Source organism: Jiella endophytica, from assembly GCF_004519335.1.
Lineage (GTDB): Bacteria > Pseudomonadota > Alphaproteobacteria > Rhizobiales > Rhizobiaceae > Jiella > Jiella endophytica.
Map to the genome: position 1 here is coordinate 44685 of NZ_SOZD01000010.1, position 24648 is coordinate 69332.

Annotated in this window: 23 protein-coding genes; 12 read left to right on the top strand and 11 right to left on the bottom strand. The window is 66.7% G+C overall.

The window, feature by feature from the left end:
• The first annotated feature begins 148 nt into the window (after positions 1-148).
• The 5 genes from E3C22_RS22065 (at position 149) to E3C22_RS22085 (ending at position 3634) form a co-directional block, all read left to right on the top strand.
• Positions 149-916, top strand: coding sequence for a ComF family protein (locus E3C22_RS22065; RefSeq protein ID WP_134764053.1), 768 nt, complete (start codon positions 149-151; stop codon positions 914-916).
• Between the two features lie 45 nt (positions 917-961).
• Entirely contained in the window at positions 962-1219 is a 258-nt protein-coding gene (gene grxC / locus E3C22_RS22070) for a glutaredoxin 3 (protein ID WP_134764054.1), read from the top strand.
• Between the two features lie 27 nt (positions 1220-1246).
• Entirely contained in the window at positions 1247-2140 is an 894-nt protein-coding gene (locus tag E3C22_RS22075; RefSeq protein WP_134764055.1) for a carbon-nitrogen hydrolase family protein, read from the top strand.
• Positions 2140-2697, top strand: coding sequence for a DUF1178 family protein (locus tag E3C22_RS22080; protein ID WP_134764056.1), 558 nt, complete (start codon positions 2140-2142; stop codon positions 2695-2697). Before E3C22_RS22075 ends, E3C22_RS22080 begins: the two co-directional genes overlap by 1 nt.
• Before the next feature lie 238 nt (positions 2698-2935).
• The gene (locus E3C22_RS22085; protein ID WP_206027010.1) at positions 2936-3634 is read left to right on the top strand and encodes a DedA family protein; all 699 of its coding nucleotides are present in this window, start codon (positions 2936-2938) and stop codon (positions 3632-3634) included.
• A 99-nt stretch (positions 3635-3733) separates the two neighbouring features.
• Here the strand turns inward: E3C22_RS22085 and E3C22_RS22090 are convergent, their stop codons facing one another.
• The 6 genes from E3C22_RS22090 to E3C22_RS22115 form a co-directional block, all read right to left on the bottom strand.
• On the bottom strand, positions 3734-4948 hold the full coding sequence (locus tag E3C22_RS22090; protein ID WP_134764057.1) for a c-type cytochrome: 1215 nt from the start codon (positions 4946-4948) through the stop codon (positions 3734-3736).
• Positions 4948-6711, bottom strand: coding sequence for a GMC family oxidoreductase (locus E3C22_RS22095; RefSeq protein WP_134764058.1), 1764 nt, complete (start codon positions 6709-6711; stop codon positions 4948-4950). The genes E3C22_RS22090 and E3C22_RS22095 overlap by 1 nt, the downstream gene beginning before the upstream one ends.
• A 4-nt stretch (positions 6712-6715) precedes the next feature.
• Entirely contained in the window at positions 6716-7444 is a 729-nt protein-coding gene (locus E3C22_RS22100; RefSeq protein WP_134764059.1) for a gluconate 2-dehydrogenase subunit 3 family protein, read from the bottom strand.
• A 449-nt stretch (positions 7445-7893) separates the two neighbouring features.
• Complete coding sequence (locus E3C22_RS22105) at positions 7894-8571, bottom strand: YggS family pyridoxal phosphate-dependent enzyme (protein WP_134764060.1); 678 nt, start codon at positions 8569-8571, stop codon at positions 7894-7896.
• 593 nt (positions 8572-9164) lie between these two features.
• The gene (locus tag E3C22_RS24690; RefSeq protein WP_206027011.1) at positions 9165-10082 is read right to left on the bottom strand and encodes a PRC-barrel domain-containing protein; all 918 of its coding nucleotides are present in this window, start codon (positions 10080-10082) and stop codon (positions 9165-9167) included.
• Positions 10083-10458: 376 nt separating this feature from the next.
• Positions 10459-11274, bottom strand: a complete 816-nt coding sequence (locus E3C22_RS22115; protein ID WP_134764061.1) for an MBL fold metallo-hydrolase — start codon at positions 11272-11274, stop codon at positions 10459-10461.
• A 170-nt stretch (positions 11275-11444) separates the two neighbouring features.
• Here E3C22_RS22115 and E3C22_RS22120 point away from each other — a divergent pair, with 170 nt between their 5' ends.
• The gene (locus E3C22_RS22120; protein ID WP_167591869.1) at positions 11445-11822 is read left to right on the top strand and encodes a DUF2946 family protein; all 378 of its coding nucleotides are present in this window, start codon (positions 11445-11447) and stop codon (positions 11820-11822) included.
• A gap of 68 nt (positions 11823-11890) precedes the next feature.
• Complete coding sequence (locus E3C22_RS22125; RefSeq protein WP_134764063.1) at positions 11891-13276, top strand: PepSY-associated TM helix domain-containing protein; 1386 nt, start codon at positions 11891-11893, stop codon at positions 13274-13276.
• 161 nt (positions 13277-13437) lie between these two features.
• Here the strand turns inward: E3C22_RS22125 and E3C22_RS22130 are convergent, their stop codons facing one another.
• The 3 genes from E3C22_RS22130 to E3C22_RS22140 all read right to left on the bottom strand — a co-directional run bounded on the left by E3C22_RS22130 (position 13438) and on the right by E3C22_RS22140 (position 15904).
• On the bottom strand, positions 13438-14712 hold the full coding sequence (locus tag E3C22_RS22130; RefSeq protein ID WP_134764064.1) for an SAM-dependent methyltransferase: 1275 nt from the start codon (positions 14710-14712) through the stop codon (positions 13438-13440).
• Between the two features lie 173 nt (positions 14713-14885).
• On the bottom strand, positions 14886-15407 hold the full coding sequence (locus E3C22_RS22135) for a hypothetical protein (RefSeq protein WP_134764065.1): 522 nt from the start codon (positions 15405-15407) through the stop codon (positions 14886-14888).
• A complete protein-coding gene (locus E3C22_RS22140; protein WP_167591870.1) occupies positions 15404-15904 on the bottom strand; it encodes a hypothetical protein in 501 nt (166 codons plus the stop codon). Before E3C22_RS22140 ends, E3C22_RS22135 begins: the two co-directional genes overlap by 4 nt.
• A gap of 186 nt (positions 15905-16090) precedes the next feature.
• Between E3C22_RS22140 and E3C22_RS22145 the strand changes: the two genes are divergently transcribed.
• The gene (locus E3C22_RS22145) at positions 16091-16657 is read left to right on the top strand and encodes a carboxymuconolactone decarboxylase family protein (protein ID WP_134764067.1); all 567 of its coding nucleotides are present in this window, start codon (positions 16091-16093) and stop codon (positions 16655-16657) included.
• Between the two features lie 6 nt (positions 16658-16663).
• On the opposite strand, the gene E3C22_RS22150 is transcribed toward E3C22_RS22145, so the two are convergent.
• On the bottom strand, positions 16664-17482 hold the full coding sequence (locus E3C22_RS22150) for a PhzF family phenazine biosynthesis protein (protein ID WP_342635634.1): 819 nt from the start codon (positions 17480-17482) through the stop codon (positions 16664-16666).
• Positions 17483-17838: 356 nt separating this feature from the next.
• Here E3C22_RS22150 and E3C22_RS22155 point away from each other — a divergent pair, with 356 nt between their 5' ends.
• Positions 17839-19023: a cation diffusion facilitator family transporter gene (locus E3C22_RS22155; RefSeq protein WP_134764068.1), complete on the top strand. Its 1185-nt coding sequence runs from the start codon at positions 17839-17841 to the stop codon at positions 19021-19023.
• 352 nt (positions 19024-19375) lie between these two features.
• Complete coding sequence (locus E3C22_RS22160; RefSeq protein WP_134764069.1) at positions 19376-21904, top strand: heavy metal translocating P-type ATPase; 2529 nt, start codon at positions 19376-19378, stop codon at positions 21902-21904.
• Between the two features lie 43 nt (positions 21905-21947).
• Here the strand turns inward: E3C22_RS22160 and E3C22_RS22165 are convergent, their stop codons facing one another.
• On the bottom strand, positions 21948-22580 hold the full coding sequence (locus tag E3C22_RS22165; RefSeq protein ID WP_134764070.1) for a hypothetical protein: 633 nt from the start codon (positions 22578-22580) through the stop codon (positions 21948-21950).
• 169 nt (positions 22581-22749) lie between these two features.
• On the opposite strand from E3C22_RS22165, the gene E3C22_RS22170 reads away from it, so the two are divergent.
• Both E3C22_RS22170 and E3C22_RS22175 read left to right on the top strand, forming a co-directional pair.
• Entirely contained in the window at positions 22750-23682 is a 933-nt protein-coding gene (locus E3C22_RS22170) for a VOC family protein (RefSeq protein WP_134764071.1), read from the top strand.
• A 300-nt stretch (positions 23683-23982) separates the two neighbouring features.
• On the top strand, positions 23983-24648 hold the full coding sequence (locus tag E3C22_RS22175) for a TetR/AcrR family transcriptional regulator (RefSeq protein ID WP_245515141.1): 666 nt from the start codon (positions 23983-23985) through the stop codon (positions 24646-24648).

The window sequence follows — 24648 nt, forward strand, 5'->3', positions numbered from 1 at the left end:
GTGTTCGCTCGAAGCGTCTTTCGTCTTGACGGGGGTAGCTGTCTGCAGGTGGAATGCCGTCAAGGCAAGGTCGGGAGGAAACGTGGCCGGAGACGGTGGCCACGCCGGCCGGCGATGGGCCGGCTGCCATGCCTGTGGACCCCAGACGATGCACCTGTTCAAGCGCGGCAGGGCCGCCATCACCAACTCGCTCGGGCGACTGCTGTTTCCGGCGGTCTGCGCCGGATGCCAGAGCGCGGTGACGCGGGCGGGCAGCGTCTGCCCGGAATGCTGGACGAAGCTGCGCTTCATCGAGCGGCCCTATTGCGAGGTGCTCGGCCTGCCGTTCTCCTACGATCTCGGCCGGGGCTTTCTGTCCGCCGAGGCGATCGCCGAGCCGCCGCCATTCGGCCGGCTGCGGGCCGCCGTTCTCTATCAGGACCTCGCCGCCCAGCTGGTCACCGCGCTGAAATACGGCGACCGGACCGACCTCGTGCCGCTGATGGCCGGCTGGATGCGCCGGGCCGGCGACGAGCTTCTCGGCGAGACCGAGGTGATCGTGCCGGTGCCGCTGCATGCCGGGCGGCTGTGGCGCCGCCGCTTCAACCAGTCGGCCGAGCTCGGGCGGCACATCGCCCGCCATTCCGGCCTCAGCTTCGCACCGCTGGCCCTGAAGCGCGTCAAGGCGACGCGCACCCAGGTTGGCCTCGGCCAGAAGCAGCGCCAGGACAACATGCGCGGCGCCTTCCGGGTGGTCGACCCGCGGCGCTTCGAGATCGAGGGCCGGCGGGTGCTCCTGATCGACGACGTCTATACGACCGGGGCAACCGCGGCGAGCGCGACGCGGGCGCTGAAGCGCGGCGGCGCCCTTGACGTCGACGTCCTCGTCTTCGCCAGAGTCGCCGCCGGCGCCGCACTTGCGACCGGTCCCGGGTAAGGCCATATCGTTGACGACGAATTCGTGACGAGGATGGTGAGGTCCATGGCCGATGTGACGATCTACACGCGGCAGTTCTGCGGTTTCTGCTCGCGGGCAAAGCAGCTTCTGGAAAAGAAGGGCGTCGCCTATGAGGAGAAGGACGCCACCTCCTCGCCCGAACTGCGCGCCGAAATGCGCGAACGGGCGAATGGCGGCTCGACCTTCCCGCAGATCTTCGTCGGCGAGACCCATGTCGGCGGCTGCGACGAACTCTATGCCCTCGACCGGGCCGGCAAGCTCGATCCGCTGCTGGCCGCCTGACATCCTGGCCGATCCGGAGAGCCGCTCTTGACCAAGTTTCGCGCCGCCGTCCTGCAGATGCGCTCCGGCACCGAGCCGGAGAGAAACGTCGCGGCCTTTTCGGCGCTGGTCGAAAAGGCCGTCGTGGCGGGCGCAGACTACGTCCAGTCGCCGGAAATGACCGGTATGGTGGAGCGCGACAAGGCCAGCCTCATGGCGCGGCTGCGACCGGAGGCCGCCGACCCGCTGCTCGCCGAGGCGGCGCGGCTCGCCGCGACACACCGGATCCATGTCCATGTCGGCTCGACGGCGGTGCCGCTGGAAGACGGGCGCGTTGCCAACCGCGCCTTCCTGTTCGGGCCGGACGGCGGAAAGCTCGCCAGCTACGACAAGATCCACATGTTCGACGTCGATCTCGACAATGGCGAGAGCTGGCGCGAATCGCGCACCTACCGCCCGGGAGAGAACGCCGTGACGGCCGATCTCGACTTTAAGGGCGGACCGGCGAGGCTCGGCTTTGCCGTCTGCTACGACATGCGCTTTCCGCATCTCTTCCGGGAAGAGGCGCTGGCCGGCGCGGAGATCCTCACCTCGCCCGCCGCCTTCACCCGGCAGACCGGCGAGGCGCACTGGCATGTTCTCCTCAGGGCGCGGGCGATCGAGAACGGCGCCTTCGTGATTGCCGCCGCGCAGGGTGGCCTGCACGAGGACCGGCGGGAGACCTTTGGCCATTCGCTGATCGTCGATCCCTGGGGCCGGGTGATCGCGGAGGTCGATGGCAACGAGCCGGGCATCGCGGTCGCCGAGATCGACACCGCCGCCGTCGCTGATGCACGGGCAAAGATCCCGAACCTTGTGAATGCCAGGCCCTTCGCTGTTCCGGGAGCAGCCGGGGGTAGCGGCGAGACGATCCGCGTCACCGGCGCGCTGGCGGCCGAGTAATGATTCATTTCCAGCTCCGCTGCCGACCGTCCGGCCATGGCTTCGACGGCTGGTTCCGCTCCAGCGCCGACTTCGAGCGGCAGGCCGAGGCCGGTCTCGTCGAGTGTCCGGTCTGCCGGTCGGGCGAGGTCGAAAAGGCGCTGATGCGCCCGGCGATCGCAAAGGGTGACGCGGGCTCCATGGCAGCGGCGATGGAACGGGCGTCCGGCATGGCCGCCCCGGAGGCTGCCGGGCCGTCCGGCGAGGCGCAGGCGGGTCCCGGCGGCGCAGTGGTTCCGGCCGGGCCGGCGGCATCGCCGCAGACCCTCGCCAATTTCGCGCCGACCCATCCCGAAGTGGCGAAGGCCTTTGCCGCCCTGCAGGCGATTTCGCGCAAGGTGCGCGCCGAGGCCGACTATGTCGGGCCGAAATTCGCCGAGGAGGCGCGGCGCATCCACTATGGCGAGAGCGAAGCCCGGCAGATCTTCGGCGAAGCGTCCAAGCAGGACGTCGAGGGGCTGAAGGAAGAGGGGATCACCGCATTGCCGCTGATGCCGCTGCCGGAAGACGGCCAATAGGCGCCTAAAGGCTCGCCCGCGAGCGAGGGGATCACGATGACCGAGGGCTGAGCCGGCCCTCCGGCGCCCGACCTATACGAAACCGTATAGCGGACGGGTGATCCGGCGGGCGCATCGCTGCGTTATGGGATCCGGAGGGGCATCGCCTCGAGCCATTTCGCATCGGCACGGCCGGAGGAAACACCGGTTTCGCTCCACGCCGCGACAGAGCCTTTTTGCAGTCACCGGACCCATCTGCATGTCATCCATCATCGCCACCGTCTCCGAATGGCTCGTCGCCGTCATTTCCGCGCTCGGACTGCCGGGGATCGTTCTCCTGATGGCGCTGGAATCGGCCTGCCTGCCGATCCCGTCAGAAATCGTCATGCCATTTGCCGGCTATCTCGTCTCGACCGGACGCTTCGACCTGATCTCGGTCGCTCTGGCAGGGGCGATCGGCTGCAATCTCGGTTCGTGGGCCGCCTATGCCGTCGGCGCCAGGGGCGGCCGTCGGCTGGTCGAAAGACTGAGCCGGCGCTCGGTCTTCGGCTCGCGCGAACTCGCCCTGTCGGAGCGGTTCTTCGCGCGCTACGGCGCCTCGGCGACCTTCTTCTCGCGCATGCTGCCGGTGGTCCGCACCTTCATCGCGCTGCCGGCCGGCATGGCGCGGATGCCGCAGCTGCAGTTCCACCTCTACACCTTTGTCGGCTCGTTCATCTGGTGCCTCGGCCTTGCCTGGATCGGGCAGCTTCTCGGCAGACACTGGAGCGACAGCCCGGCGCTGCACAGCGCCTTCCACGTCGCCGACGGTCTGATCGTCGTCGCGCTTCTGGCGGCAGGCCTGTGGTACTGGCGCTCCCGGCGGCGGCCGGCCACGGCCGAGGTGCCGGGCGACGTCGGAACGCCAGGCCGCGAGCCGCAATGCGGCGGAAGCGGGACATCGGATCGCACGGCCTGACTGCGCGCGAAGACCCCGCGCCGGCGTAACAGGCCGCCGCGGGGGTGATTGCGTGACGGGCAGAGGCCTCGGCCCGCTGACCCGGACATTGGCTCGCCGTCAGTCGCCGTCGCGCTGGTCGGACACGGCGTCGGCCGAGACAGGCGCAGCCGCATTGCCCCAGCTGTTGCGCACATAGGTCAAGACGTCGGCGATCTGGTCGTCATTCAGCCGCCAGGCGAAGGAGGGCATGGCGGGCGTCGTCGGCCGATCCTTCGTGTGCGGCCCCTGCGCGCCGGCAAGGACGACGTTGACGAGGGTCGAGGGATCGTCCTGCTGAACCGCCGCGCTTGCCGCGAGAGCCGGGAAAAGATGCTCCGCGCCCTTGCCGTCGAGGCCGTGGCAGGCCGAGCAGTTGACCCGGTAGAGCTCGTCGCCGCCGGTCATGCGGGCGTCGTCGGCGGCGAGCGGCTTCGGCGCATTCGAGCGGCTGTCGCTCTTGACGCTGAGGAGATAGGTGGCGATCGCCTGAAGGTCCTCGTCCTTCATCAGCGAGGTCGAATCCTGGATCGCCTCGACCATCGGCCCGGCCGCGATGGCATGGCCGTTCGAGCCGGTCTTCAGATAGGCGACGATGTCCTCCTTCGACCAGTCGCCGAGGCCGACCGCCTTCTCGCCGGTGATGTTCGGCGCGAACCATCCCTGCAGAGTCGCGCCCTGAAGCGCCGCGTCGGTCTCGTCGGCGCCGAGCATCGTCTTCGGCGTGTGGCAGGTACCGCAATGGCCCGGGCCCTGAACGAGATAGGCGCCGCGGTTCCATTCCGCCGACTGCTTCGGATCCGCCTCGAAGGGTTTCGGATCGAAGTTGACGAGGTTCCAGCCACGCATCACGAAGCGCTGGTTGAACGGGAAGGGGAGCTGGTTGGCCTCCACCGCGTCGTGGACCGGCGGCACCGTCTGGAGATAGGTCCAGAGATCGTCGATATCCTCGTCCGGCATGAGGTGATAAGCAGGATAGGGCATCGCCGGATAGAGGTGCTTGCCGTCCTTGCCGACGCCGTTCTTCAGGGCGTCGCGGAACTCCGCCTTGGTCCAGTCGCCGATGCCGGTTTCGCTGTCGGGGGTGATGTTCGGCGGAACCAGCGTGCCGAAGGGCGTCGCCAGCGGCTCGCCGCCGGCGAAAAGCGCGCCGCCGGGTTTGGTGTGGCAGGCCATGCAGTCACCGAGAACCGCCTGGTAGCGGCCTTTCTCGATCCTGAAGGACTGCAGCTCGGCGGCGCCCGCCGCGCTCGTCAGTGCCGTCGCCGCCAAAGCGAGAGTGAGAAGCGTTTTCATCAGCCGACGAGCCCCCGTCCCGGATTGCGCAGATATTGTTCGCGGATCGCGTCGGCGGCCCAGTAGGCGAGGGCACCGACGGTTCCGGTGGGGTTCTTGCCGGCGTTCTGCGGGAAGGCCGAGGCGCCGACGACGAAGACGTTGGGAACGTCCCAGCTCTGCAGATACCGGTTGAGCGCGCTTCGCTTCGGATCCGAGCCCATGATCGCGCCGCCGGTATTGTGGGTGCTCTGGTAGGGCACCGAGTTCCAGCTCTTGTCGCGGCGGCTTTCGACGACATGGGTGCCGTTCATCGCCTCGGCGATCTCGCGCGCCCGGTCCGACAGGTAGTGCGACATGCGGATGTCGTTGTCCGGGAAGTCGAAGGTGACCCGCAGCAGCGGGGCGCCGTAGCGGTCCGTATAGGTCGGGTCGAGCGACAGATAGTTGCCGCGCGCCGCGTAGCTCGAGCCCTGGACGCCGAAGGAGAGGGTCGACTGATAGGCCTTCGCCGTCGCCTTCTTCCAGGCCGAGCCCCATTTCGGCGTCCCCGGCGGAACCGGCCGGTGCTGAATCGGCCGGCCGCTGGTCGGCACGCAGTTGATGCCGCCGCCGCCGACGAAGTCGACGCTGCCGTGATCGAAGGAATCGCCGTTGAAGTCGTCGACCGTCTGGCCGATCGCCCCGGCGGCGATGAACGGGTTGAAGGTCTTGTCGTCGAAGAAGACCGTGACGCCGGAATTGGTCTGGTAGCAGTAGTTGCGGCCCGTCACGCCCTCACCGGTCGCCGGGTCGTAAGGGGTGCCGATGCCGGAGAGCAGCATCATCCGGACATTGTGCAGCGCATAGGCGCAGACCAGCACGAGCTCGGCCGGCTGGAAGAATTCGCGGCCGGAGGTGTCGACATAGGTGACGCCGCGGGCGGTCTTGCCGTCCTTCGACAGCTCGATCTTGCGCACGTCGCTGTTGGTCCTGAGCTCGAAATTCGGCTTGCGCATCAACACGGGCAAGACGCAGGTCTGCGGGCTCGACTTCGAATAGTTGGCGCAGCCGAAGCGTTCGCAGAATCCGCAATAGGAGCACTGGCCCATCGCGACGCCGAGCGGATTGACGTAGCTCTGCGACAGATTGGCGGCCGGCGTCGGGAAGGGATGATAGCCGACCGAGCGGGCGGCGTCGGCAAACAGCGCCGGGCCGTAGGGCATACGGTTCGGCGGCAGCGGATAGTCGCGCGAGCGCGGCGATTCGAAGGGGTTGCCGCCGTCCTCGATGCGGCCGTCGATATTGCCCGCCTTGCCGGAAATGCCGGCGAGCTGCTCGAAGCGGTCGTAGGAGGCTTCCATCTCACGGCCGGTGACGCCCCAGTCCTCGACCTGCAGCTCGGAGAGGCGCTCGGCGCCGTAGCGGCCGGTCAGATGGCTCTTCAGCTCGAAGTCGCTGTCGTAGAACCGCCAGGTCTGGCCGTTCCAGTGGACGCCGGCGCCGCCGACGCCGTTGCCCGGAAGGAAGGAGCCGTAGCGGCGCATCGGCAGGGCCGTCTCGGCGGCCGTGTTGCGCATCGTCATGGCTTCGTTGCTGGCATGCAGGAAGAGGTCCTTGCGGATCGCGAAGCGAAGCTCGTCCTGCATGTAGCCGATGTTGAAGTCGGTGGCGGTGTCGCGCCAGGGGCCGCGCTCGATGGCGACGATGTCGAGGCCCTCGTCGGCGAGCTCGTTGGCAAGGATCGATCCGGTCCAGCCGAAACCGATTATGACGACGTCTTTTTTCGGAAGAATGGTGCTCATCGGTTCAACCCGCCTGCTGTTCGACGATGTTGCCGAGAATGGAGACCGGCCCGCGCGGATACGGCTTGTCGTGCTGATCGACCCAGTCGCGATAGTCGTATCTCGCGCCGGGAAAGCCGATCATCTTCCAGGAGGCCATGTCGCGGTTGCCGCCATGGACGGGATCGCCGAAGAAGCCCTCCATGGTGTTTTCGAGGACGAGGGCGAAGAACTGGCTCGCCTCGACCTTGCCGGCGAGGGTCAGCTTGCCGCTCTCGAGGTCGGTGAGGACGGCGTCCTGCTGATCGGCGGAGAGCGTCTCGAAGCGCGCGCCCAGCTTGTCGTTCACCGCCTTGTCGAAGGCGGCGAGCCCGGCCCGGTAGCGACCGGAGGGCGTGAGCGAGCCCTGATACCCTTGCGTCTTCAGCCCTTCCTGGAAGGGCCCCTGCATATAGGCCCGCGCCGCGCCGCCGAAGGGCCCGGCGAGCTGGCGGTCGAGAAAGACGACGCAGCCGGCGTCGCGGCCACCGACGGACAGGTCGTCGGCCGGGATCAGCCGGTCGACGATCGCTTCCATCAGCACGACCTCGCGGGGATTGAAGAAGTGCCAGCCGCCCGGCGTCACCGGCGTCGGCGGCTCGCCGGCGAAAGCGGTCCAGGGCAGTCGCCCGGAAATGCTGCGGGCCGACGCGGAGCCGGCCGCAAGCGCGACCAACCCGACGGCTGTCGTGGTCAGGAATGCGCGACGATTCATGGGATCACTCAACCGGTGGAATGGCGGACCTGCCGTCATACCGCCCGGCCCTCAAAGCTCGGACAGAAGACTGGTCGCACCCTCCCAGAGCGGCCGGGAGACCTAGAAACTGTCTAAGTCATGCCGGGGACCTAGCGCTGGAAATACGTTATGTCCATCATACCAAAAGTTGATTTTCTGAAAGTCACAATGGAAAGTCAGGCATTTTCAGCCCTATCGCAGACGGTGGTCTGGAACAGAGACGTTTTGTTCGCAATAAGGTATACGTTGTGTAGCGCGGTGTTTTGCCGGAAATGGGTGGCCATTCCCGTCCTTCGCTGCAGGCAAGGCCGCGCTGGCCATGCCGCAAACGGCCGTTTCGCCGCGCGACCGGCGCTTGCGCCAATGCCGCGCCTTGCAACGTCCTGCGTGTCACCGGGCCGCAGCCGAGGCGGCGCGCAGAGGGTGCCTCAGCCGGTGTTGCGGGTGCCGAAGATCGCCGAGCCCACCCGCACCGAGGTCGCGCCCATCTCGACGGCGATCTCGAAATCGGCGCTCATGCCCATGGAGAGTTTTTCGACTGCCGATTCGCCGGCTAATTTCCTGAGGAGGGCGAAATGCGGGCCGGGATTTTCCTCCGCCGGCGGAATGCACATCAGCCCCTCGATCGCCAGGCCGTGCTCTTTCCGGCAACGCTCGACGAAGGCGACGGCATCGGCCGGCAGCACCCCAGCCTTCTGGGGCTCCTCGCCGGTGTTCACCTGCACATAGAGCCGCGGCCTGCGCGACTGCTTCGCCATTTCCTTGGCGAGCTCGCGGGCGATCTTTTCCCGGTCGACCGTCTCGATGACGTCGAACAGCGCCACCGCCTCGCCGGCCTTGTTGGACTGGAGCGGGCCGATCAGCCGCAATTCGATGTGGGCAAAGCGCTCCTTCAGCGCCGGCCACTTGGCCTTCGCCTCCTGCACCTTGTTTTCGCCGAACACCCGCTGCCCGGCTGCGATCACCGGCAGGATCGCCGTTTCGCCATGGGTCTTCGATACCGCGACGAGGGTCACCGCCCCGGCTGCGCGGCCGGCGGTCTTTTCCGCCGCCGCGATCTTCCGCCTGACTTCCTGATAGCCGCCCGGTCCGTCTTCGCTCGTCATCGGTCTCTCTGTTTCAGTGTCAAGGCAAGGAAATTGCGAATCGACCTCCACGCCACTTCGCCGACCTCCTGGGAAATCGCCGCCTTGCCTCTAACATGGTGCAGCGGCGCAGTCGCCGCAGCCCGGCCGCCGCCGAAACGTGAATTTCGCAACGGGAACAGGCCTTCCGCCGGGTTAAGAAAATCTGAAGGATAAAATAGCGGCAGCCTCTTGCACTGCCCAAAAGTGCGCCCCATACTCTCATTCGTGTTCAACGAAGCGAAAGGAGGTGATCCAATGTCGAGTGATTGTCTGAAGCCGGTTGGGTCTATGATTCTCGGTGGTTCGACGGAGCAGCCTCCTCGCTTCGCCTGAGAATCGCAGATGCCGTATCGCGGTCTCTGACGACCGCCGGCTGACGCCTATCACGGGGCCGCTTTCCTCTAAGAAGGAGAGCGGCCTTTTGATTTTCGGCCACAAGGCGATCCGGGGTTTCGCTCCGCCGGCCGGGTCCGGCTCGAACCTTCCATCAAATGACGGCCGAAAACGGAAAGGCCCGTCGCGGGCGGCGACGGGCCTTCGTTAGTGCTGTTCCCTCTCAGGAACGCGCTGCCTCAGTTTGACGAGCCGGAGCCCTCGGTCGCAGGCTGCGCGGCATCGCCGGAAGCCGGCTCGCTCGAAGCGGCGTCGTCGGAGCCCTCATCCTCGGGCTCGCCATAGGCCGGCGCCTTTTCGAGCTGGTCACGCGACACGTTGAGGACGATGCGATCCGGCAGGTTGTCCTCGCCGACCACCGGATCTTCCGGCTCGGCCGGGGCCGGGGCAGCGCCGCCACCGGCGGTGTCGCCCGCCATGCCGGTACCGCCGGCCGTACCGCCCGCAGGCGCAGTGGCGCCGCCGGCCGTACCGCCTGCCATGCCGGTTCCGCCTGCGCCGGACGCGGCGCTCGCGGCAGCATTGGCCTCTTCCTCGGTCTTCAGCCCTTCCGTCTTGCCCGGGCCGAATTCGAGGGCGCTCATCGAGACCGCGACGTCCTTCTCGCCGATGCCGAGGAAGCCGCCGACGCCCACCAGCACGGCCATCACCTTGCCGTCCTCGGAGACGAGCACGTCGGTGATTTCGCCGATGCTCTCACCCTGCGTATCGTAGACGTCCTTGCCTTCGAGATCCGTGGCGCGCCAGGCACCGTTCGGCGGGACGGTCACGAAGGGGCCGCTGTCCTCCGTCGCGGCCATGTCGGTCGACTTGGCAGCATCGCCCTCGGCGGGCTTCGCCATATCGCTCGACTTGGCAGCGTCGCCTTCAGCGGGCTTCGCCATGTCGCTGTCGGCAGGCTTGTCGGCGCTGCCGGTATCGGCGCCCATCGAGCCGGAATCGTTCGCCGGCGGCGTCGTGCCGCTATCTGCAGGGGCAGCGCTGTCCGCGGCCGGGGGCGGGGTGTCGCCCGCGGGCTGGTTGGCATTGTCCTGCGCGTAAGCTCCGAAAGGCAGAGCGACAGTCGCAAAAAGCGCGATGATGGTTGACTTGCGCATTGTTTCGATCTCCCGATTGTCAGTCGGTCGATAAATTTTCCGGATGGCCGGGTCGTTCCCTCACGGATTATAATTTATTCTTGCAACCATTCTGCAATCAAGTCGAACAACCGATCCGGCGGACTTGCAATCGCCGCTTTCGCAGCTGCGGAAAGCCATTCACTTCGCTGACGAAGTTTCGGGTTGCAGCGCAGAATCTCAAGTTGTGCGCGTCTGGTGTCGCATTCGCGCTCGGCGATCACGAAACGGCCCCGTGGCGCGCCCGCGACGGCGGCGTCGGCAGCAAGGTGACAGGCCTGCCGACCGCAAGCCGGGACGCGAAAAGGGAGCGAGCGGTGCGTCAATTCAGCAGAAGGCTAGTCGTCCCCGGCCCGGCTCAGACGTCCTCGCCCTGCTCGAGCCAGGCGATGTGCCGCTCCACCGACCGTTTGAGCACACTGCGCCCATCCGCCTTGACGACGCGGCCCCAGAAGGCCCCGTAGATCGCCTCGAAGGCGAGACCGTCGACAGCCGACGCGATGCGCCGCACCGCCGTTTCGCCGAGCGGAATGTAGTTCGGATAGCTGCGCATGAAGCCGAGCCAGTCGCAGCCCGGCGTCACCTGCCAGATGTCGCCGCAAAGGACCGCGCCGCCGGGATGAAGCCGGTCCGACAGATGCAGCACCGTACCACCGGCAAAATGCCCGCCGCAGCGGATCAGCGTCGCGCCGGGGAGGATCTCCAGCCGCTCCCCCTCCCAGGGCCGGACGTGCTCTCCCGGCCGCATCACCCATTGCCGATCCCTTTCGTGGATATGGACCGGCACGCCGAAGGCCAAGGACCACTCCGCCATCGTCGAATAGTAATGCGGATGGGAGATCGCGATCGCCGCAAGCCCGCCGAGACCGTGGATGACGTTGCCGAGTGCCCGGTCGACGAGCGGGATCATGTCCCACAGGATGTTCCCCTCCGCCGTCCTGACCAGAAGCGCCCGCTGGCCGATGGCGAAGGCCGGCGTCATGCCGAGGCCGAGAACCTCGCCGTCATGGGCGACGACGGCGCGGTGACCGGCCCGCATCGCTTCGAATGTCGTCCAGCGCTGGCCGGAGGGCGGCACGTACTGGCGCTCGTCCCGGCAGATCGGGCAGGCCGGCGGCGGGGTTTCAGCGGGCGGAAACTGCGTTCCGCAGGCGGTGCAGAGAAAGCTTGTCATGGCGCTTCACCGTGTGCGGACCAATGCCGCTCGAGGGATCGTCAGTCTGGCATGGCAACCCTGACCAGAAAAGCCGCAACCGCGCCGATCGCTCCTGCCTGAGCCGGCAATTTCCCGCGTGACAGGCGGATGGCGTTCTGGCATCGGTCGATCCCATGCGGAGCCTGCGAGTGTTACTGTCTGACAGGGGAACGGCGGGCGCCATCGCGGCTCTGGCTGCAATCCTCCTGTTGTTCCAGGCGATCGCCGGCAACGCAGCCGAGGTCGCGCGCGCCACCGGCAACGGCGGCATCGTCCTCTGTTCAGCGGCGGCGGCCGTCGATCAGACCGGCAGCGACCAGGGCAAGCGCGGCACAGCGCTCTGTTCGGAATGCTGCGCGGTCTGTCATCTCACCCATTCGCTGGCCCTCCTGCCGCCCGACATGCCGCACGGTGCGCCGCCGCGCCTTGCCGCAAGGCCGATCGCCCGGCCGGAGGCGCGCGCCCCGCCGCTGCACACGCTGCGCAACCGCAACGCCCCCACCCGCGGCCCGCCGATCTTTTCCTGACCCATGAACGCCCCGCCCGGCCGCGCCGGTGCGGGGACGCACATCATCCTTCTGTCAGGAACAGCTTCATGTCCGAGACCACTTTCGAGCGGACGAACGACGGCGTTGCCGCGCGTTCCGCCACCGATCTTTATCGCGCCGTCTGGCGCTGGCACTTCTATGCGGGCCTCTTCGTCCTGCCCTTCCTGATCCTTCTGGCGACCACCGGCGGGATCTATCTCTTCCACGACGATCTCGACCGGCTGCTGCAGCCGGACCTGAAACAGGTCGAGGCGGTGGCCGGCGCTACGCCGGTCGCGCCATCGGCGATGGTCTCGGCAGCGCTCGACAGCGTTCCGGGCCAGGCGGTGAAGTTCACCGATCCCGCGACGCCGGACACCTCGGCCGAGATCACCGTTACCACCCCCGGCGGCGAGACGCGCGCCGTCTATGTGAACCCTTACACCGCCGAAGTGCTCGGCGACCTGCCGGACCGCGGGACGGTGATGTGGACACTCCGCCATATCCACAGCCTGAAGATCCTCGGGCCTTACGCCGAATCCCTCGTAGAGATCGCCGCCGGCTGGGCCATCCTCCTCGTCGGCACCGGCATCTTTCTCTGGTGGCCGCGAAACCGGAGGAGGGGCCAGGCCGGCGGTGTCCTGACGGTGCGCGGCGCCCCGCGCAATCGGCTGTTCTGGCGCGACACCCACGCCGTCACCGGCATCTTCGTTGGCATCTTCATCCTGTTCCTGGCGGTCACCGGCATGCCCTGGTCGGGCGTCTGGGGCGCCAAGGTCAACGAATGGGCGAACGGCACGAACTTCGGCTATCCGGCGGGGGTCTATGTCGGGGTGCCGATGTCGGACGCCAGGCTTGCGGATACCGGCGAGACCGCTTGGTCGCTCGAACAGGCGAAACTGCCGGAATCCTCGGCGCCCTCGGCCGGGGCGAAGGCGCAGCCGATCGGCATCGACCGGGCGATGGCGATCGTCGACGGCCTCGGCCTTGCCCGCGGTTTCGCGCTGGCCCTGCCGACGACGCCGACCGGCGTCTATTCGGCGAGCGTCTATCCGGACGACCTTTCGAGGCAGCGGATCGCCCATCTCGACCAGTATAGCGGCAAGGTGCTGGTCGACATGAGCTTTGCCGACTACGGCCCTGCCGCCAAGGCGATGGAGTGGGGCATCAACACCCATATGGGCCAGGAATATGGCCTCATGAACAAGCTGGTGCTCGCCGCCGCCTGCGTCGCCATGGTGCTGCTCGCCGTCTCGGCGGCGGTGATGTGGTGGAAACGCCGGCCGAAGGGTTCGCTCGGCGTGCCACCGCTGCCAGAAGACCGGCGGGCGTTTCGCGGCCTGATCGCCATCCTCATCGTCGGCGGCATCGTCTATCCGCTGGTCGGCTTGTCGCTGATCGTCATGCTGGCGCTGGACTTTGCCGTCGTCCGGCTGGGGCGGCAGCCCGTCTGATGCATGAACGTTCCGGGCCAGCAGGAACAACCTGCCGGTCTCACCGGGACGCATGAATTGTCCCGCAACGCCACTTTCCGCCCGGAAGACGGGCGGCATTTCGCGTTGGCCGGGCGGCGCTGCCCGCCAGTCACGCCGTGCCGCACCTTGCGGCCGGTGGATCAGCGATAGAGATCGCGCCGTGTCGGCGGCAGGCCGCTCGGGCCTTTCGAGCGCTTCGAGGCGAGCGTCTGGTAGATCAGCAGGCCGCCGCGCTCGAAGCCGAGCGAGACGCCGGCAAGATAGAGCAGCCACAGCCGCGCCCGCTCCTCGCCGGCGATCGCCGCCGCCTCGTCCATCCGGGCGAGCAGCCGGTCGTGCCAGAGCCGGCAGGTGCGGGCATAGTGCTCGCGCCAGTTCTCGACGTCGTGGACCTCGAAGCGGTGCTTTTCCAGAAACTGCGCCGAATGGCCGATATGGTCGAGTTCGGCGCCGGGGAAGATGTAGCGGATGATTGCCGCATATTCCTTCGTCCCTTTCCGGAACTTCGCGTCGGTCTCCTTGGCCGGCCTTGTGATGGCATGGTGTAGGTAGAGGCCGTTCGGGCGCAAGAGCTTGCGCACCGCCTTGAAATAGGGGTCGTGCTTCTCCCAGCCGACATGTTCGAACATGCCGATCGAGGCGACCTTGTCGAACTGGCCGGTGAGCTCCTCGAAGGGTTTGAGCTCGACCGAGACCCGGTCCTCGAGACCCTTTTCGGCGATGCGCTCTCGGGCGAGTTCGAACTGCGCCTGGCTGAGCGTCACGCCATGGCCGGTGACGCCGTAATTCTCCGCTGCGTGGATCAAAAGCGCGCCCCAGCCGCAGCCGATGTCGAGGAAGCGCTCGCCCGGCTGAAGGCGCAGCTTGCGGCAGATCATGTCGAGCTTGTCGACCTGAGCCTTGTCGATGTCGTCGTGCCAGCCGTCGAAATAGCCGCAGGAATAGAGCATCCGGGAATCGAGGAAGAGGCGGTAGAAGTCGTTGGAGACGTCGTAGTGGAACTGGATCGCCTGTTTCGACGAGCCGCTGGCGGTCGCATCCTCGCCCGAGGTCGGGCCAGCTGCCTTCGCCTTGCGAGACAGCCCGTAGAGCGAGGGCAGAGCGGCGGCGATCTTGAGCTTGTCCACCCGTTTCATCGCCGCCTTGGTGCGGATGTCGGGTCGGGCCCTGGCAAGATCGAAGATGGTGCCGTGCTCGATGTCGACTGCCTTGGACATCCACAGGCCCACGGCGGTGGCGATGTTCGGGCTGACGGCGAGCCGGGCGATGGCGGCGGGATCGTTGAGGGCGAGCACCGGGCCGTCCGTCGCCGGGCCGAGCCATTCACCGTTCCACAGCCTTATGGCGATCTTCGGCTCCAGGGCGGCGACCACGTGGCGAACGATATCCGCCAGCTTTTCCTCGCCAGTCGCCATCCGATGCACTCCGATTGTCCATGAAACTCTGCGGCTTTGCCGTGGCTTAGCCCGGAGGCGGCGGCGGCGCAATTGCGCGCAGCGGTCGCGCTTCGTGCGTGCTGCCGGCGTGACCACAACGGGATGCCAGTCGCCCGGCAGCCAATCATGGACCCGTCGACATCGACTCGCGATTATCGTGCGCCCAGTGGCTCCCTCTTGTACTCGGTCAGATAGCACTCGGGGTCGAAATTCTGCCTGTCGAACGGCGCAGAGATCGTGACAGATCCGGGCGAAATGCCGGCAACGACGATGAGATCCTCACCCTTATCATTGAAGAATTCGAGACCGCACTCCGCCTGGAAGTCCGGCCTCTCGTCAACGAGAACCTGCACTTTTGCAATGATGAACGGCGCGATCTGGGCGCCGACCCATTCAAACGTCGTTCCTGCACGTTCCTGGGGGTTGCTGACCAATCGAATGCAGAGAACTCCCACCTCCTCCCAGCCACCGGCGTTGACCGGATCGGACCAGAATTCCAATGCCATTTCGTTGTCGAGGCTCAACTGAAACAACCATGCCATTTTGAATGATTGCTCGAATGGCATCCAGAATCCCGCAATATGCCTACCCGCCAGCACCGACGAAAGGGTCTGCTCTGCAAAGTCCTGCAGGACGATCGAATGCTGATTTTCCATTTCAGTGTTGTCGCTCATTCCAAGCGGCCGAGATCCGCAAGCCACGGCTCGTTGCTCGGGCCATGACGCCATCCGTAAAATACGCTGTACCCAATATATAAATTATCGGGTGCGAATACATGAAACATATCATCCTGATAGTCGGAAGCGCAAAGGAAATCGACTCGAATATTTTCTTCGCATAGCACAGATATATCGTATTTCGATATTTGCTCTATTCGCTCGACACCCCCAATGGATACCTGGTTGAATCTTTCGTTAATTTCGCCGGCATTGTCGACCGGGCTCATGCTCCCTAGTATTATTTTCTCACCTTTGACGACGCGCCAAGCGGCGGAAAATGTTCCGACTTCCCAATTGGCGTAGAATTGACTTGGTTCACTGCGGATAGGATGCGAGGATAGCTCCCCAAAACCGATACTCATACTTCTATCGTTTCCAGCTCTCTTGCGGCTGCAACGATGACCGGCCAGGTCGCCGAGTAATTCTTGGATATTTCTGTCGATGACCATCATATAGGTTCCGTGAACTCGAATCGTTGAAGGGCTGTTCTGTGATGTTTGCACGGACGAGTTGATAACGTCCGCGGACAGGATCGTCATGAAATTTCGGCAATGGTGATGGCAGGGGCGGGGAAGCCTCTATGTTGCGATGCACAATGGCTGCGAGCTCGCGGCCGGACACATCGAAAGGACGCCGCCATGCGCCTGCCCCTGATCGCCCCTGCCGATCTCACCGACGAGCAGAAGCCGCTCTATTCCGACATGAAAGCCGGTATCTCCAGCAACTTCAATGATTTCGAGGCGGTGCGCGAGGACGGCGCGCTGATGGGCCCCTGGAACCCCTGGCTGCACGAGCCGAAGATCGGCGGCGCCATCTGGAACCTCACCAAGGCGATGTCGATGGAGGCGACCCTGCCCGACAACGCGCGCCAGATCGCCATCCTCGTCACCGGCGCGCATTTCGACGCCGCCTACGAGATCTACGCCCATGTGGCGGTCGCCGAGAGGGAGGGCATGACCGACGAGCGGCTCTCCACCCTCGTTGCCGGGGTCAAGCCGACGGGGCTCGCCGGCGAGGAGGAGGTCGCCTACGACGTCGCCTGGGCTCTGCTCAATGGCGGCGTGCTGCCGCGGCCGACCTACGACATGGCGGTGAAGACCTTCGGCCAGCACGGCGCCAACGAGCTGATCTATCTCGTCGGCCTCTATTGCCTGGTCTCGGTGACGCTCAACGGCTTCAACGTGCCGGTTCCGGAAAAGGAATAGGCCGGCTCAGGCCGGCACGGTGATCTTGCCGCTCATGTAAAGGACGGCCTGGCCGGCGACGACCACCGTGTCGCCCTCGAGCCGGCAGCGCAGGTCGCCGCCCCGCGCCGAGACCTGTCTGGCGACGAACTCTTGCCTGCCGAGACGGCCCGCCCAATAGGGCACCAGCGAGCAGTGGGCCGAGCCGGTCACCGGATCCTCGTCGATCCCTGCCTTCGGGGCGAACATGCGGGAAACGAAGTCGACCGACAGCCCCGGCGCCGTCGCGACGATGTTCAGCGGCGGCAGATCGGCGATCGCCCGGAAGTCCGGCTCAAGGCCCATGACGTCCGCCTCGTCGGCATAGACCGCGAGCCAGGAGGTGTCGCCGGGCGTCGCGAATTCCACCACTTCGTCCGGCCGCCGGCCGAGCGCCGCGGCCACCGGCTCGATCGGCCCGGCGCCGTTTTCCGGCCGGCGCGGAAAGCGCATCTCGAACCATCCGCCGGCATTCCGCGTCACCGTGAGGTCGCCGACCATCCGGGTCCGGAAGGTGAGGGTCTCGGCCGTTGTGGAAAGGATCTCGATGAGCACGAAGGCGGTCGCCAGTGTCGCATGGCCGCAGAGCGGCACCTCGATCTTCGGGGTGAACCAGCGCAGCTCCCAGGTCGCCTCGCCCGCGGAGACGAGGAAGGCGGTCTCGGAGAGATTGTTCTCCGCCGCAATCGCCAGCATCGTCGCCTCGTCGAGCCATTCCTCCAGCGGCACGACCGCGGCGGGGTTGCCGGCAAACAGCCGGTCCGTGAAGGCATCGACCTGATGGATCGCAAGGGTCTTCATGGTCATTCCCCAAATCTCCTTCGCATTGCAGTGACCGAGGTGAAGCCTTTCTCCCGCAAAGGCCACCGGATTCTTGTGACCGATGCAAATCGGCGCCCACTGCAGACTTGCGTCCGAGAGCGTTCGACATCGCTGCTCGGCGCATCGGATGTGCCATGACCTTTGGCGGCGGCGAAATCATCCGGGGAGATCGCTCGTCTTTCGGCCTCATGGCGTGCCGCGGTCCGTTCGGCTGCGTCCTCCGTTGCCGACCAGTGCGGCAACGGCGGCACATGCCGTCCGGCAAGGGAGGATCAGGCGCTCCGAAGGGGTGCCAAGACGGGCTCGCTCGCCTATGTTCGGCGAGGAAAGGAGCGGGTGCCATGGCCGAGAACAATCCAGGAAAGAGCAGCGGCCACGTCCATCGCCAAGACGGCGACGACGCCCACGAGCATTCCGCCCCCGGCCATTCGCACCACGATCACCCGGCCGAGGACCATTCAGGTCACGCCCATGGCGGCGGGCACGACCATCATGGCCACGATCATCAAGGGCACCACCACCACGCCCCCACCGTCTCGCAGGGCAACGAGCGGGCGGTCCTCATGGGGTTCGTGCTGACCTTCGGCTTCATGATCGCCGAGGCGGTCGGCGGCATCCTGTCCGGATCGCTCGCCCTCGTCGCCGATGCCGGCCACATGCTGACGGATTCGGCGGCGCTCGCCCTTGCCTGGGCCGGCTTCTATTTCGGCCGTCGCCAGTCGGACCAGCGGCGCACCTTCGGCTATATGCGCTTCGAGATCCTCGCCGGCTTCGTCAATGCCGTGGCGCTGATCCTGCTCGTCGTCTGGGTGGCCTACGAGGCGGCGATGCGGCTGATCACGCCGGACGAGGTGCTGGCCGGCCCGATGCTGGTGATCGCCGTCATCGGCCTTCTCGTCAATGTCGGCGTCTTCTTCATGTTGCGGCAGGGCGATCAGGATCACGTCAATATCCGCGGCGCCCTCCTGCATGTCATCGGCGACCTGCTCGGCTCGGTGGCGGCCATCGTCGCCGCGGTGGCGATCTACTTCACCGGCTGGACCCCCATCGATCCGATCCTGTCGGTGCTGCTCTCGGCGATCATCCTGAAAAGCGCCTGGGTGCTTTTGACCAACACCCTCAACGTCCTGATGGAGGGAACGCCGGGAGGCATGGTGCCGGAAGATCTCGTCGAGACGCTGCTCGAGGAGGTCGACGGCCTCGCGGCCGTCGAACATGTCCATCTCTGGTCGATCACCTCCGGCCAGCCGCTGGCGACGATGGACGTGCGGCTGAAGGACGGCGCCGAGCCACGTGCGGTGGTGGCGGCGGTGAAATCGCGGCTGTCATCGCGTTTCGGCATCGACCATTCGACGATCGAGATCGATTTCGGCGGGCCGCCGGCCGTCTGTCCGCTGGACGAGAGGAAGCGGAACGGCGACACTTGCGACGAGGAGACGGGACGACGCCATCGTGCCGTGGCGCCCGCAACCGAGACGGCGCAATTTTCGGCGGACACCAGCTCACCTCTCGCTGCGGGGTTGTAGGGGCGAAATCGGCGAAACAGCCGACCGGACGGGGGATAGACGTGGTCGACAGACTTAAAATTGCGCCGGCTGCGAAAATTTTTTGCAATCTGCTCTTGACCTTCCAGTGGGTGGAGGGGTGATAGATGCACAAAAGTGAGATATCCCGTCGCGACCCTGTCACTCGGCCGGACCTGGCATTTTGCCGGACCCGGGCGGGGCAGCGACGCTGTGTTCCGATGAAATTCGCAGGCGCTCTGGCGCCAGGACACCGCCGGCCTCACGGGCCGCGGTAGGGGACGATCGTCGCGCGGGAGAGACCCGCGGGCGGTCGGCACGATCGCGGCCGGGCGCCGTCGAGGAGACAACGAGCATGAATGCGGCGAGACCTCTGACCATCGGCGTCGACGGCATGTCCTGCTCCTCCTGCGTGCGCCGGGTGGAGGGCGCCCTGACGCGGGTGAGGGGGGTGACGACGGCGAGCGTCAACCTCACCCGCGAGACGGCGAGCGTCAGCATGCACGCGCCCGTCGATACAGCCGTCCTGGTGGCGGCGCTGGACGAGGCCGGCTATCCGGCGCGAGTGACCGAACTCACCCTCGATGTCGACGGCATGAGCTCGGCCTCCTGCGTCGGGCGGGTCGTGCGTGCGGTGCGGGCGGTGCCGGGCGTCGTCGCCGCGACGGTCAACCTCGCCTCGGCCACCGCCCAGCTGCGCTATCTCGACGGCGCGCTCGATGTGTTCGAAATCGCCGCGGCGGCAACGGCGGCCGGCTATCCGGCAATGCCTCGCCGGGCCGGGGAGAAGGCTGCGGCCGGGGGCGAGGAACGCCAGGCCGGCGAGCAGGCAGAACTGCGCCGCGATCTCCTTCTGGCTGCCGTCCTGGCCGCGCCCGTCGTCGCCATCGCCGCGGGCGGCCACCTCTCGCCCGCCTTCGGAGACTGGCTCGACACGGCCTTCGGGAGCTTCCCGCTGCTGGTCGCCGAATTCCTGTTGACCGCGCTCGTCCTTGCCGGCCCGGGCCAGCGCTTCTTTGCCAGGGGCATCCCGGCGCTGCTGCGCGGCGCGCCGGACATGAACTCTCTCGTCGCCCTCGGCACGGCGGCGGCATTTCTCTATTCCACCGTCGCGACCTTCCTGCCGCAGCTTTTGCCGGAGGCGGCATCAGGCGTCTATTTCGAGGCGGCGGCGATGGTGGTCGTGCTGGTCCTTGCCGGCCGACTGATGGAGGCGCGCGCCAGGGGACGCACCGGCGAGGCGATCCGCAAGCTCGCCCGGCTGAAGGTTCAGACCGCCTTGGTGCTGCGGGACGGCGAGGCGATCGAACTGCCGGTCGAGCGTCTCGCGGCCGGCGATCTCATAAGGGTGCGTCCCGGCGAGCGCATCGGCGCCGACGGCGTCGTCAGCGAGGGGCGGAGTTTCGTCGAGGAGGCGATGCTGACCGGCGAGCCCTCGCCGGTCGAAAAGCAGCCGGGCGACACGGTGGTCGGCGGCACCGTCAACGGCGCCGGCAGCTTCGTCTTCCGGGCCGAGAAGGTCGGTGCCGACACGGTGCTTTCGCAGATCATCCGGATGGTTGAAGAGGCGCAGGCGGCGAAGCTGCCGATCCAGGCGCTGGTCGACCGGGTGACGATGGTCTTCGTGCCGGCGGTGATGCTGGCGGCGGCGCTCGCCTTCACGCTGTGGCTGGTCGCGGCTCCGACGCCCGACGTCTCCCATGCGTTGGTCGCCGCCGTCGCGGTGCTGATCATCGCCTGCCCCTGCGCGATGGGGCTTGCAACGCCCACCTCGATTATGGTCGCCACCGGCCGGGCGGCCGAACTCGGCGTCCTGTTTCGCCGCGGCGACGCTTTGCAGGCGCTTCGCGACGTCGACGTCGTCGCTTTCGACAAGACCGGCACGCTGACCGAGGGCCGGCCGCGGCTGACGGAGTTTCTGCTGGCGCCGGGGTTTCGTCGCTCCGACGTCATGCGTTTCGCCGGCGCCGTGGAGAAGGCCTCGGAACATCCGATCGCCCGGGCGGTGCTCGTCTGCGCCGAACAGCGGGTCAGCGATTTTCCGCCGGTCCAGGACTACCGGTCGATGACCGGCCTCGGCGTTTCGGCGCGGGTCGAGGGCCGCACGGTGCTCGTCGGTTCGGAACGTCTGCTCGCCCGCGAGAACATTTCCCTCGGCGAACTCGCCGGAGCCGCGGAGCGCCTCGCCAGCGAGACGACCTCGCCGATCTTCGTCGCCATCGACGGGGTGGTGGCTGCGGCGATCGCCTTCAGCGATCCGGTGCGGCCCGAGGCCCGCGCCATCGTCGATGCCCTCCATGCCGACGGCCGCAAGGTAGCGATCATCTCCGGCGACGTCAGGGCCAGCGCCGAGGCCGTCGCGGCAAGGCTCGGCATTGACCATGTCGTCGCCGGTGTCCTGCCCGATGGCAAGGTCGCGGCGCTGCAGACCCTGAGGGAGGGCGGCCGCACGGTGGCCTTCGTCGGCGAGGGCATCAACGACGCCCCGGTCCTGGCGGCCGCCGATGTCGGCATTGCCGTCGGCAGCGGCACCGAGGTCGCCATCGAGAGCGCCGATGTCGTCCTCCTGTCGGGCGACCTTGCCGAGGTGCTCTGTGCCATCGACATCAGCCGCCGGACGATGGCGAACATCCGCCAGAACCTGTTCTGGGCGTTCGGCTTCAATGTCGTGCTGATCCCGATCGCTGCCGGCGTGTTCTATCCGGCCTACGGCATCATGCTCTCGCCGGTTCTGGCGGCCGGCGCCATGGCGCTGTCGAGCGTCTTCGTCCTGTCGAATGCGCTGCGGCTTAGATATTTCCGCCCGCTCCCGGCGGCACGGCGCGGTGGCGACGGGGCCATCGCCCCGCGCGGCATGCGCGGCCGCAAGCTCGCCGAGGCCTGAACGTCACGAAAGGCGCCGTATAACGCGGCGGAGCGACGCCGCGTCAAAGGTCCTCGCGCAGGAGCTCGTCGATCTCCCGCCTTTCCCTCGCCGAGCGGATCTGCACCGCGTCGATGGTGCGCGGGCTGAGACGGGGTTTGCCGTCTTCCTCGACGACGTCATAGGCGCGCTTGGCGCCGATGCTGATGTCGTCCGGGCCATAGACGCCGATCACCATCACCGTCAGGGCCTTCAGCCCGGCCCAGTCGTTGTGCGGACCGGGCGGATCGTCCGGACCCTTGTAGTCGAGGACGTGGGTGATGATCGCCGAGAAGCTGCCGAGATCGCGCATCGCGCCGGATTCGATCGGGCCCTGGCGGGTCTGCTGCTTGATGTCGACCGGGTCGCCGCGGCTGTCGATCTTCTCGATTTCGGTCACCGGGTAGCGCAGTTCCCCGGCGCCGGTCTCGACGGTGACGATGATCGAGCGGATGAACACCGTGTCGCGGCTCATATTGGTGACGAGGCAGCGGGCATCGAGATCGGCCGAGATGCCCCGGGTGATCAGCAGCCGCGGCCGGCGCTCGCGCTTGTAGTTTGCCATCAGCATCTGCAGGTAGAACGCCCAGATGCCGAGCATGCCGAGATTGACGAAGACGTTGATCAGGCCGGAATTGTCCGACATCCACTCGAGCATGGCACCCTCTCGATCGGCCCGGTCTTTCGGCTCGGCGACGGCCGGGCCGAAGACGGTTCGGCCGGTCCGCCCGGCCGGTGGCCGAAAATGAGGCATTCGCCGGCGATTGCGAGGGAGGGGCCGGCGATCATATTGTCAGGTGGCTTTCGATCCGCGAGCGAGGCGAACCATGAAGAGTGCCGGCATCCACCATGTCACCGCGATCGCCGGATCGGCGGCACGCAATCTCGACTTCTACACCCGGGTGCTCGGGCTGCGGCTGGTCAAGAAGACCGTCAATTTCGACGATCCCAGCGCCTATCACCTCTATTTCGGCGACGCAGAGGGTTCGCCCGGCACGATCGTCACCTTCTTTCCCTTCGAACATGCCGCCACGGGGCGTGTCGGCGTCGGCGAGGTCGAGGAGATCATGCTCGCCGTGCCCGCCGCCTCGCTCGGCTTCTGGTCGCACCGGCTGGTGGAGAAGGGTGTCGAGCATTCCGGCATCGAGAAGCGGTTCGGCGAAAGCGTCCTGCCGTTCAAGGATCCGGACGGCATGCGCCTGTCCTTCGTCGGCGTTCCCGTGGCTAAGCTCGCGACGGCCGACGGCTCCGGCGATGCCGCGGTTTGCGCCGAGCATGCGATCCGGGGCGTCCATGGTGTCAGCCTGCTGCTCGAGGAAGCCGAACCGACGGCGGCGATCCTTTCCGGTGTCTTCGGTTTCGAGAAGACCGGCGAGGAGGGCTCGCGCCAGCGCTACAGTTCCGGGGCGACCATCGGCGGCCTCGTCGACGTCCACGCCGTCGGCGGCTTCCTGAAGCCGCGTCCCGGCCGCGGCAGCGTCCATCACCTCGCCTTCCGCGCCGCCGACGACGCGGACCAGGCGGCGATGGCGAAAGCGCTGACCGACGACCACGGCCGCGAGGTCACCGAGCAGAAGGACCGGAAATATTTCCGCTCGGTCTATTTCCGCGAGCCGGGCCACGTGCTGTTCGAGATCGCCACCGACGCCCCGGGCTTTGCCGTCGACGAGGCGCCGGAGGCGCTCGGCACGGGGCTGATGCTGCCCGACGAGTACGAGCAGCTGCGCCCGCGCATCGAGGCGACCCTGCCGGAGCTCTGAGCAGCCGTCACCGAGCCGGTTTCGCGAGGCGGCGAGGCGGTAGCCTGACTTCAGGTTCGGTGCCGACCACAGCTTTGCCGGCACCCGCGGCCTGTGGCGGCGACCGCGTGGCCGATCTGCACCAGTCGTTGACCACCTCGCAAAATCGTTTTCCTTGCGATGCGAAATCAGACTCGCAATCCCAGGGCGAGCCGATTACATCTGCGAACGATCGTTCGCTCTCTGGTGTCGTCGCTCATTCCGGCGGACATCGCGGGCGACCGCTCCGGTTCTCGCGAGCAATCTTTGAGAAAGGTCGAAATGTCGGAAAGCCAGGCGCTGCACATCAGTTTTCCCGTCCCGCCCGCCCCTACGTCGCCGCACGAGATCCGGCGGCAGCAGGTGCTCGAGGCGGCGCGGACATGCTTTGCCCGCTCCGGCTTCCACTCGACCTCGATGCACCAGATCTGCGCCGAAGCGCAGATGAGCCCCGGTGCGCTCTACCGCTACTTTCCCTCGAAGGATTCGATCATCGAGGCGATCGCCGAGGAGGAGCGCGTGCTTGCGGCCGCCTGCACGCAGCTTCTGTTCGAGCCGGGCCATCTCGTCGAGCGCATCGTCCAGGTCGGTCTCGAATATCTGCGTCACACCCGCGACCGGGCGACCGGCGGGCTGACCATCGAGATCTGGTCGGAGTCGATCCGCAACACGGCGGTGGGCCAGCGCTTCTGCGAGATCGAGGAGACGGTGCGGGCGGGCTTCCAGCAGCTGCTTCTCGATGCCCGCGAACGGGGCGAGATCGACGCCGAGACCGACATCGAGGCGGCGCTGATGCTGATCTTCGCCCTTGCCGACGGGCTGGTGCTGCATCTGCAGCTGCGCCCGGAAATGAAGATCGAGACCATCGAGCCGCATCTGAGGCGCTTCGTCACTGGGCTCTTCACCCCGAAAAATCAATCGACCGCCGTCACAGCGCGCACCGGCTGA

What these genes read in the sequence shown, in the direction of transcription:
- E3C22_RS22105 (WP_134764060.1), bottom strand. Translation starts at nt 8,571, where the DNA reads ATGACGAGCGAAGACGGACCGGGCGGCTATCAGGAAGTCAGGCGGAAG.
- E3C22_RS22150 (WP_342635634.1), bottom strand. Translation starts at nt 17,482, where the DNA reads ATGACCATGAAGACCCTTGCGATCCATCAGGTCGATGCCTTCACGGAC.
- E3C22_RS22095 (WP_134764058.1), bottom strand. Translation starts at nt 6,711, where the DNA reads ATGAGCACCATTCTTCCGAAAAAAGACGTCGTCATAATCGGTTTCGGC.
- E3C22_RS22080 (WP_134764056.1), top strand. Translation starts at nt 2,140, where the DNA reads ATGATTCATTTCCAGCTCCGCTGCCGACCGTCCGGCCATGGCTTCGAC.
- E3C22_RS22170 (WP_134764071.1), top strand. Translation starts at nt 22,750, where the DNA reads ATGAAGAGTGCCGGCATCCACCATGTCACCGCGATCGCCGGATCGGCG.
- E3C22_RS24690 (WP_206027011.1), bottom strand. Translation starts at nt 10,082, where the DNA reads ATGCGCAAGTCAACCATCATCGCGCTTTTTGCGACTGTCGCTCTGCCT.
- E3C22_RS22125 (WP_134764063.1), top strand. Translation starts at nt 11,891, where the DNA reads ATGTCCGAGACCACTTTCGAGCGGACGAACGACGGCGTTGCCGCGCGT.
- E3C22_RS22100 (WP_134764059.1), bottom strand. Translation starts at nt 7,444, where the DNA reads ATGAATCGTCGCGCATTCCTGACCACGACAGCCGTCGGGTTGGTCGCG.
- E3C22_RS22090 (WP_134764057.1), bottom strand. Translation starts at nt 4,948, where the DNA reads ATGAAAACGCTTCTCACTCTCGCTTTGGCGGCGACGGCACTGACGAGC.
- E3C22_RS22135 (WP_134764065.1), bottom strand. Translation starts at nt 15,407, where the DNA reads ATGAGCGACAACACTGAAATGGAAAATCAGCATTCGATCGTCCTGCAG.
- grxC (WP_134764054.1), top strand. Translation starts at nt 962, where the DNA reads ATGGCCGATGTGACGATCTACACGCGGCAGTTCTGCGGTTTCTGCTCG.
- E3C22_RS22065 (WP_134764053.1), top strand. Translation starts at nt 149, where the DNA reads ATGCACCTGTTCAAGCGCGGCAGGGCCGCCATCACCAACTCGCTCGGG.
- E3C22_RS22160 (WP_134764069.1), top strand. Translation starts at nt 19,376, where the DNA reads ATGAATGCGGCGAGACCTCTGACCATCGGCGTCGACGGCATGTCCTGC.
- E3C22_RS22140 (WP_167591870.1), bottom strand. Translation starts at nt 15,904, where the DNA reads ATGATGGTCATCGACAGAAATATCCAAGAATTACTCGGCGACCTGGCC.
- E3C22_RS22175 (WP_245515141.1), top strand. Translation starts at nt 23,983, where the DNA reads ATGTCGGAAAGCCAGGCGCTGCACATCAGTTTTCCCGTCCCGCCCGCC.
- E3C22_RS22145 (WP_134764067.1), top strand. Translation starts at nt 16,091, where the DNA reads ATGCGCCTGCCCCTGATCGCCCCTGCCGATCTCACCGACGAGCAGAAG.
- E3C22_RS22130 (WP_134764064.1), bottom strand. Translation starts at nt 14,712, where the DNA reads ATGGCGACTGGCGAGGAAAAGCTGGCGGATATCGTTCGCCACGTGGTC.
- E3C22_RS22115 (WP_134764061.1), bottom strand. Translation starts at nt 11,274, where the DNA reads ATGACAAGCTTTCTCTGCACCGCCTGCGGAACGCAGTTTCCGCCCGCT.
- E3C22_RS22165 (WP_134764070.1), bottom strand. Translation starts at nt 22,580, where the DNA reads ATGCTCGAGTGGATGTCGGACAATTCCGGCCTGATCAACGTCTTCGTC.
- E3C22_RS22155 (WP_134764068.1), top strand. Translation starts at nt 17,839, where the DNA reads ATGGCCGAGAACAATCCAGGAAAGAGCAGCGGCCACGTCCATCGCCAA.
- E3C22_RS22085 (WP_206027010.1), top strand. Translation starts at nt 2,936, where the DNA reads ATGTCATCCATCATCGCCACCGTCTCCGAATGGCTCGTCGCCGTCATT.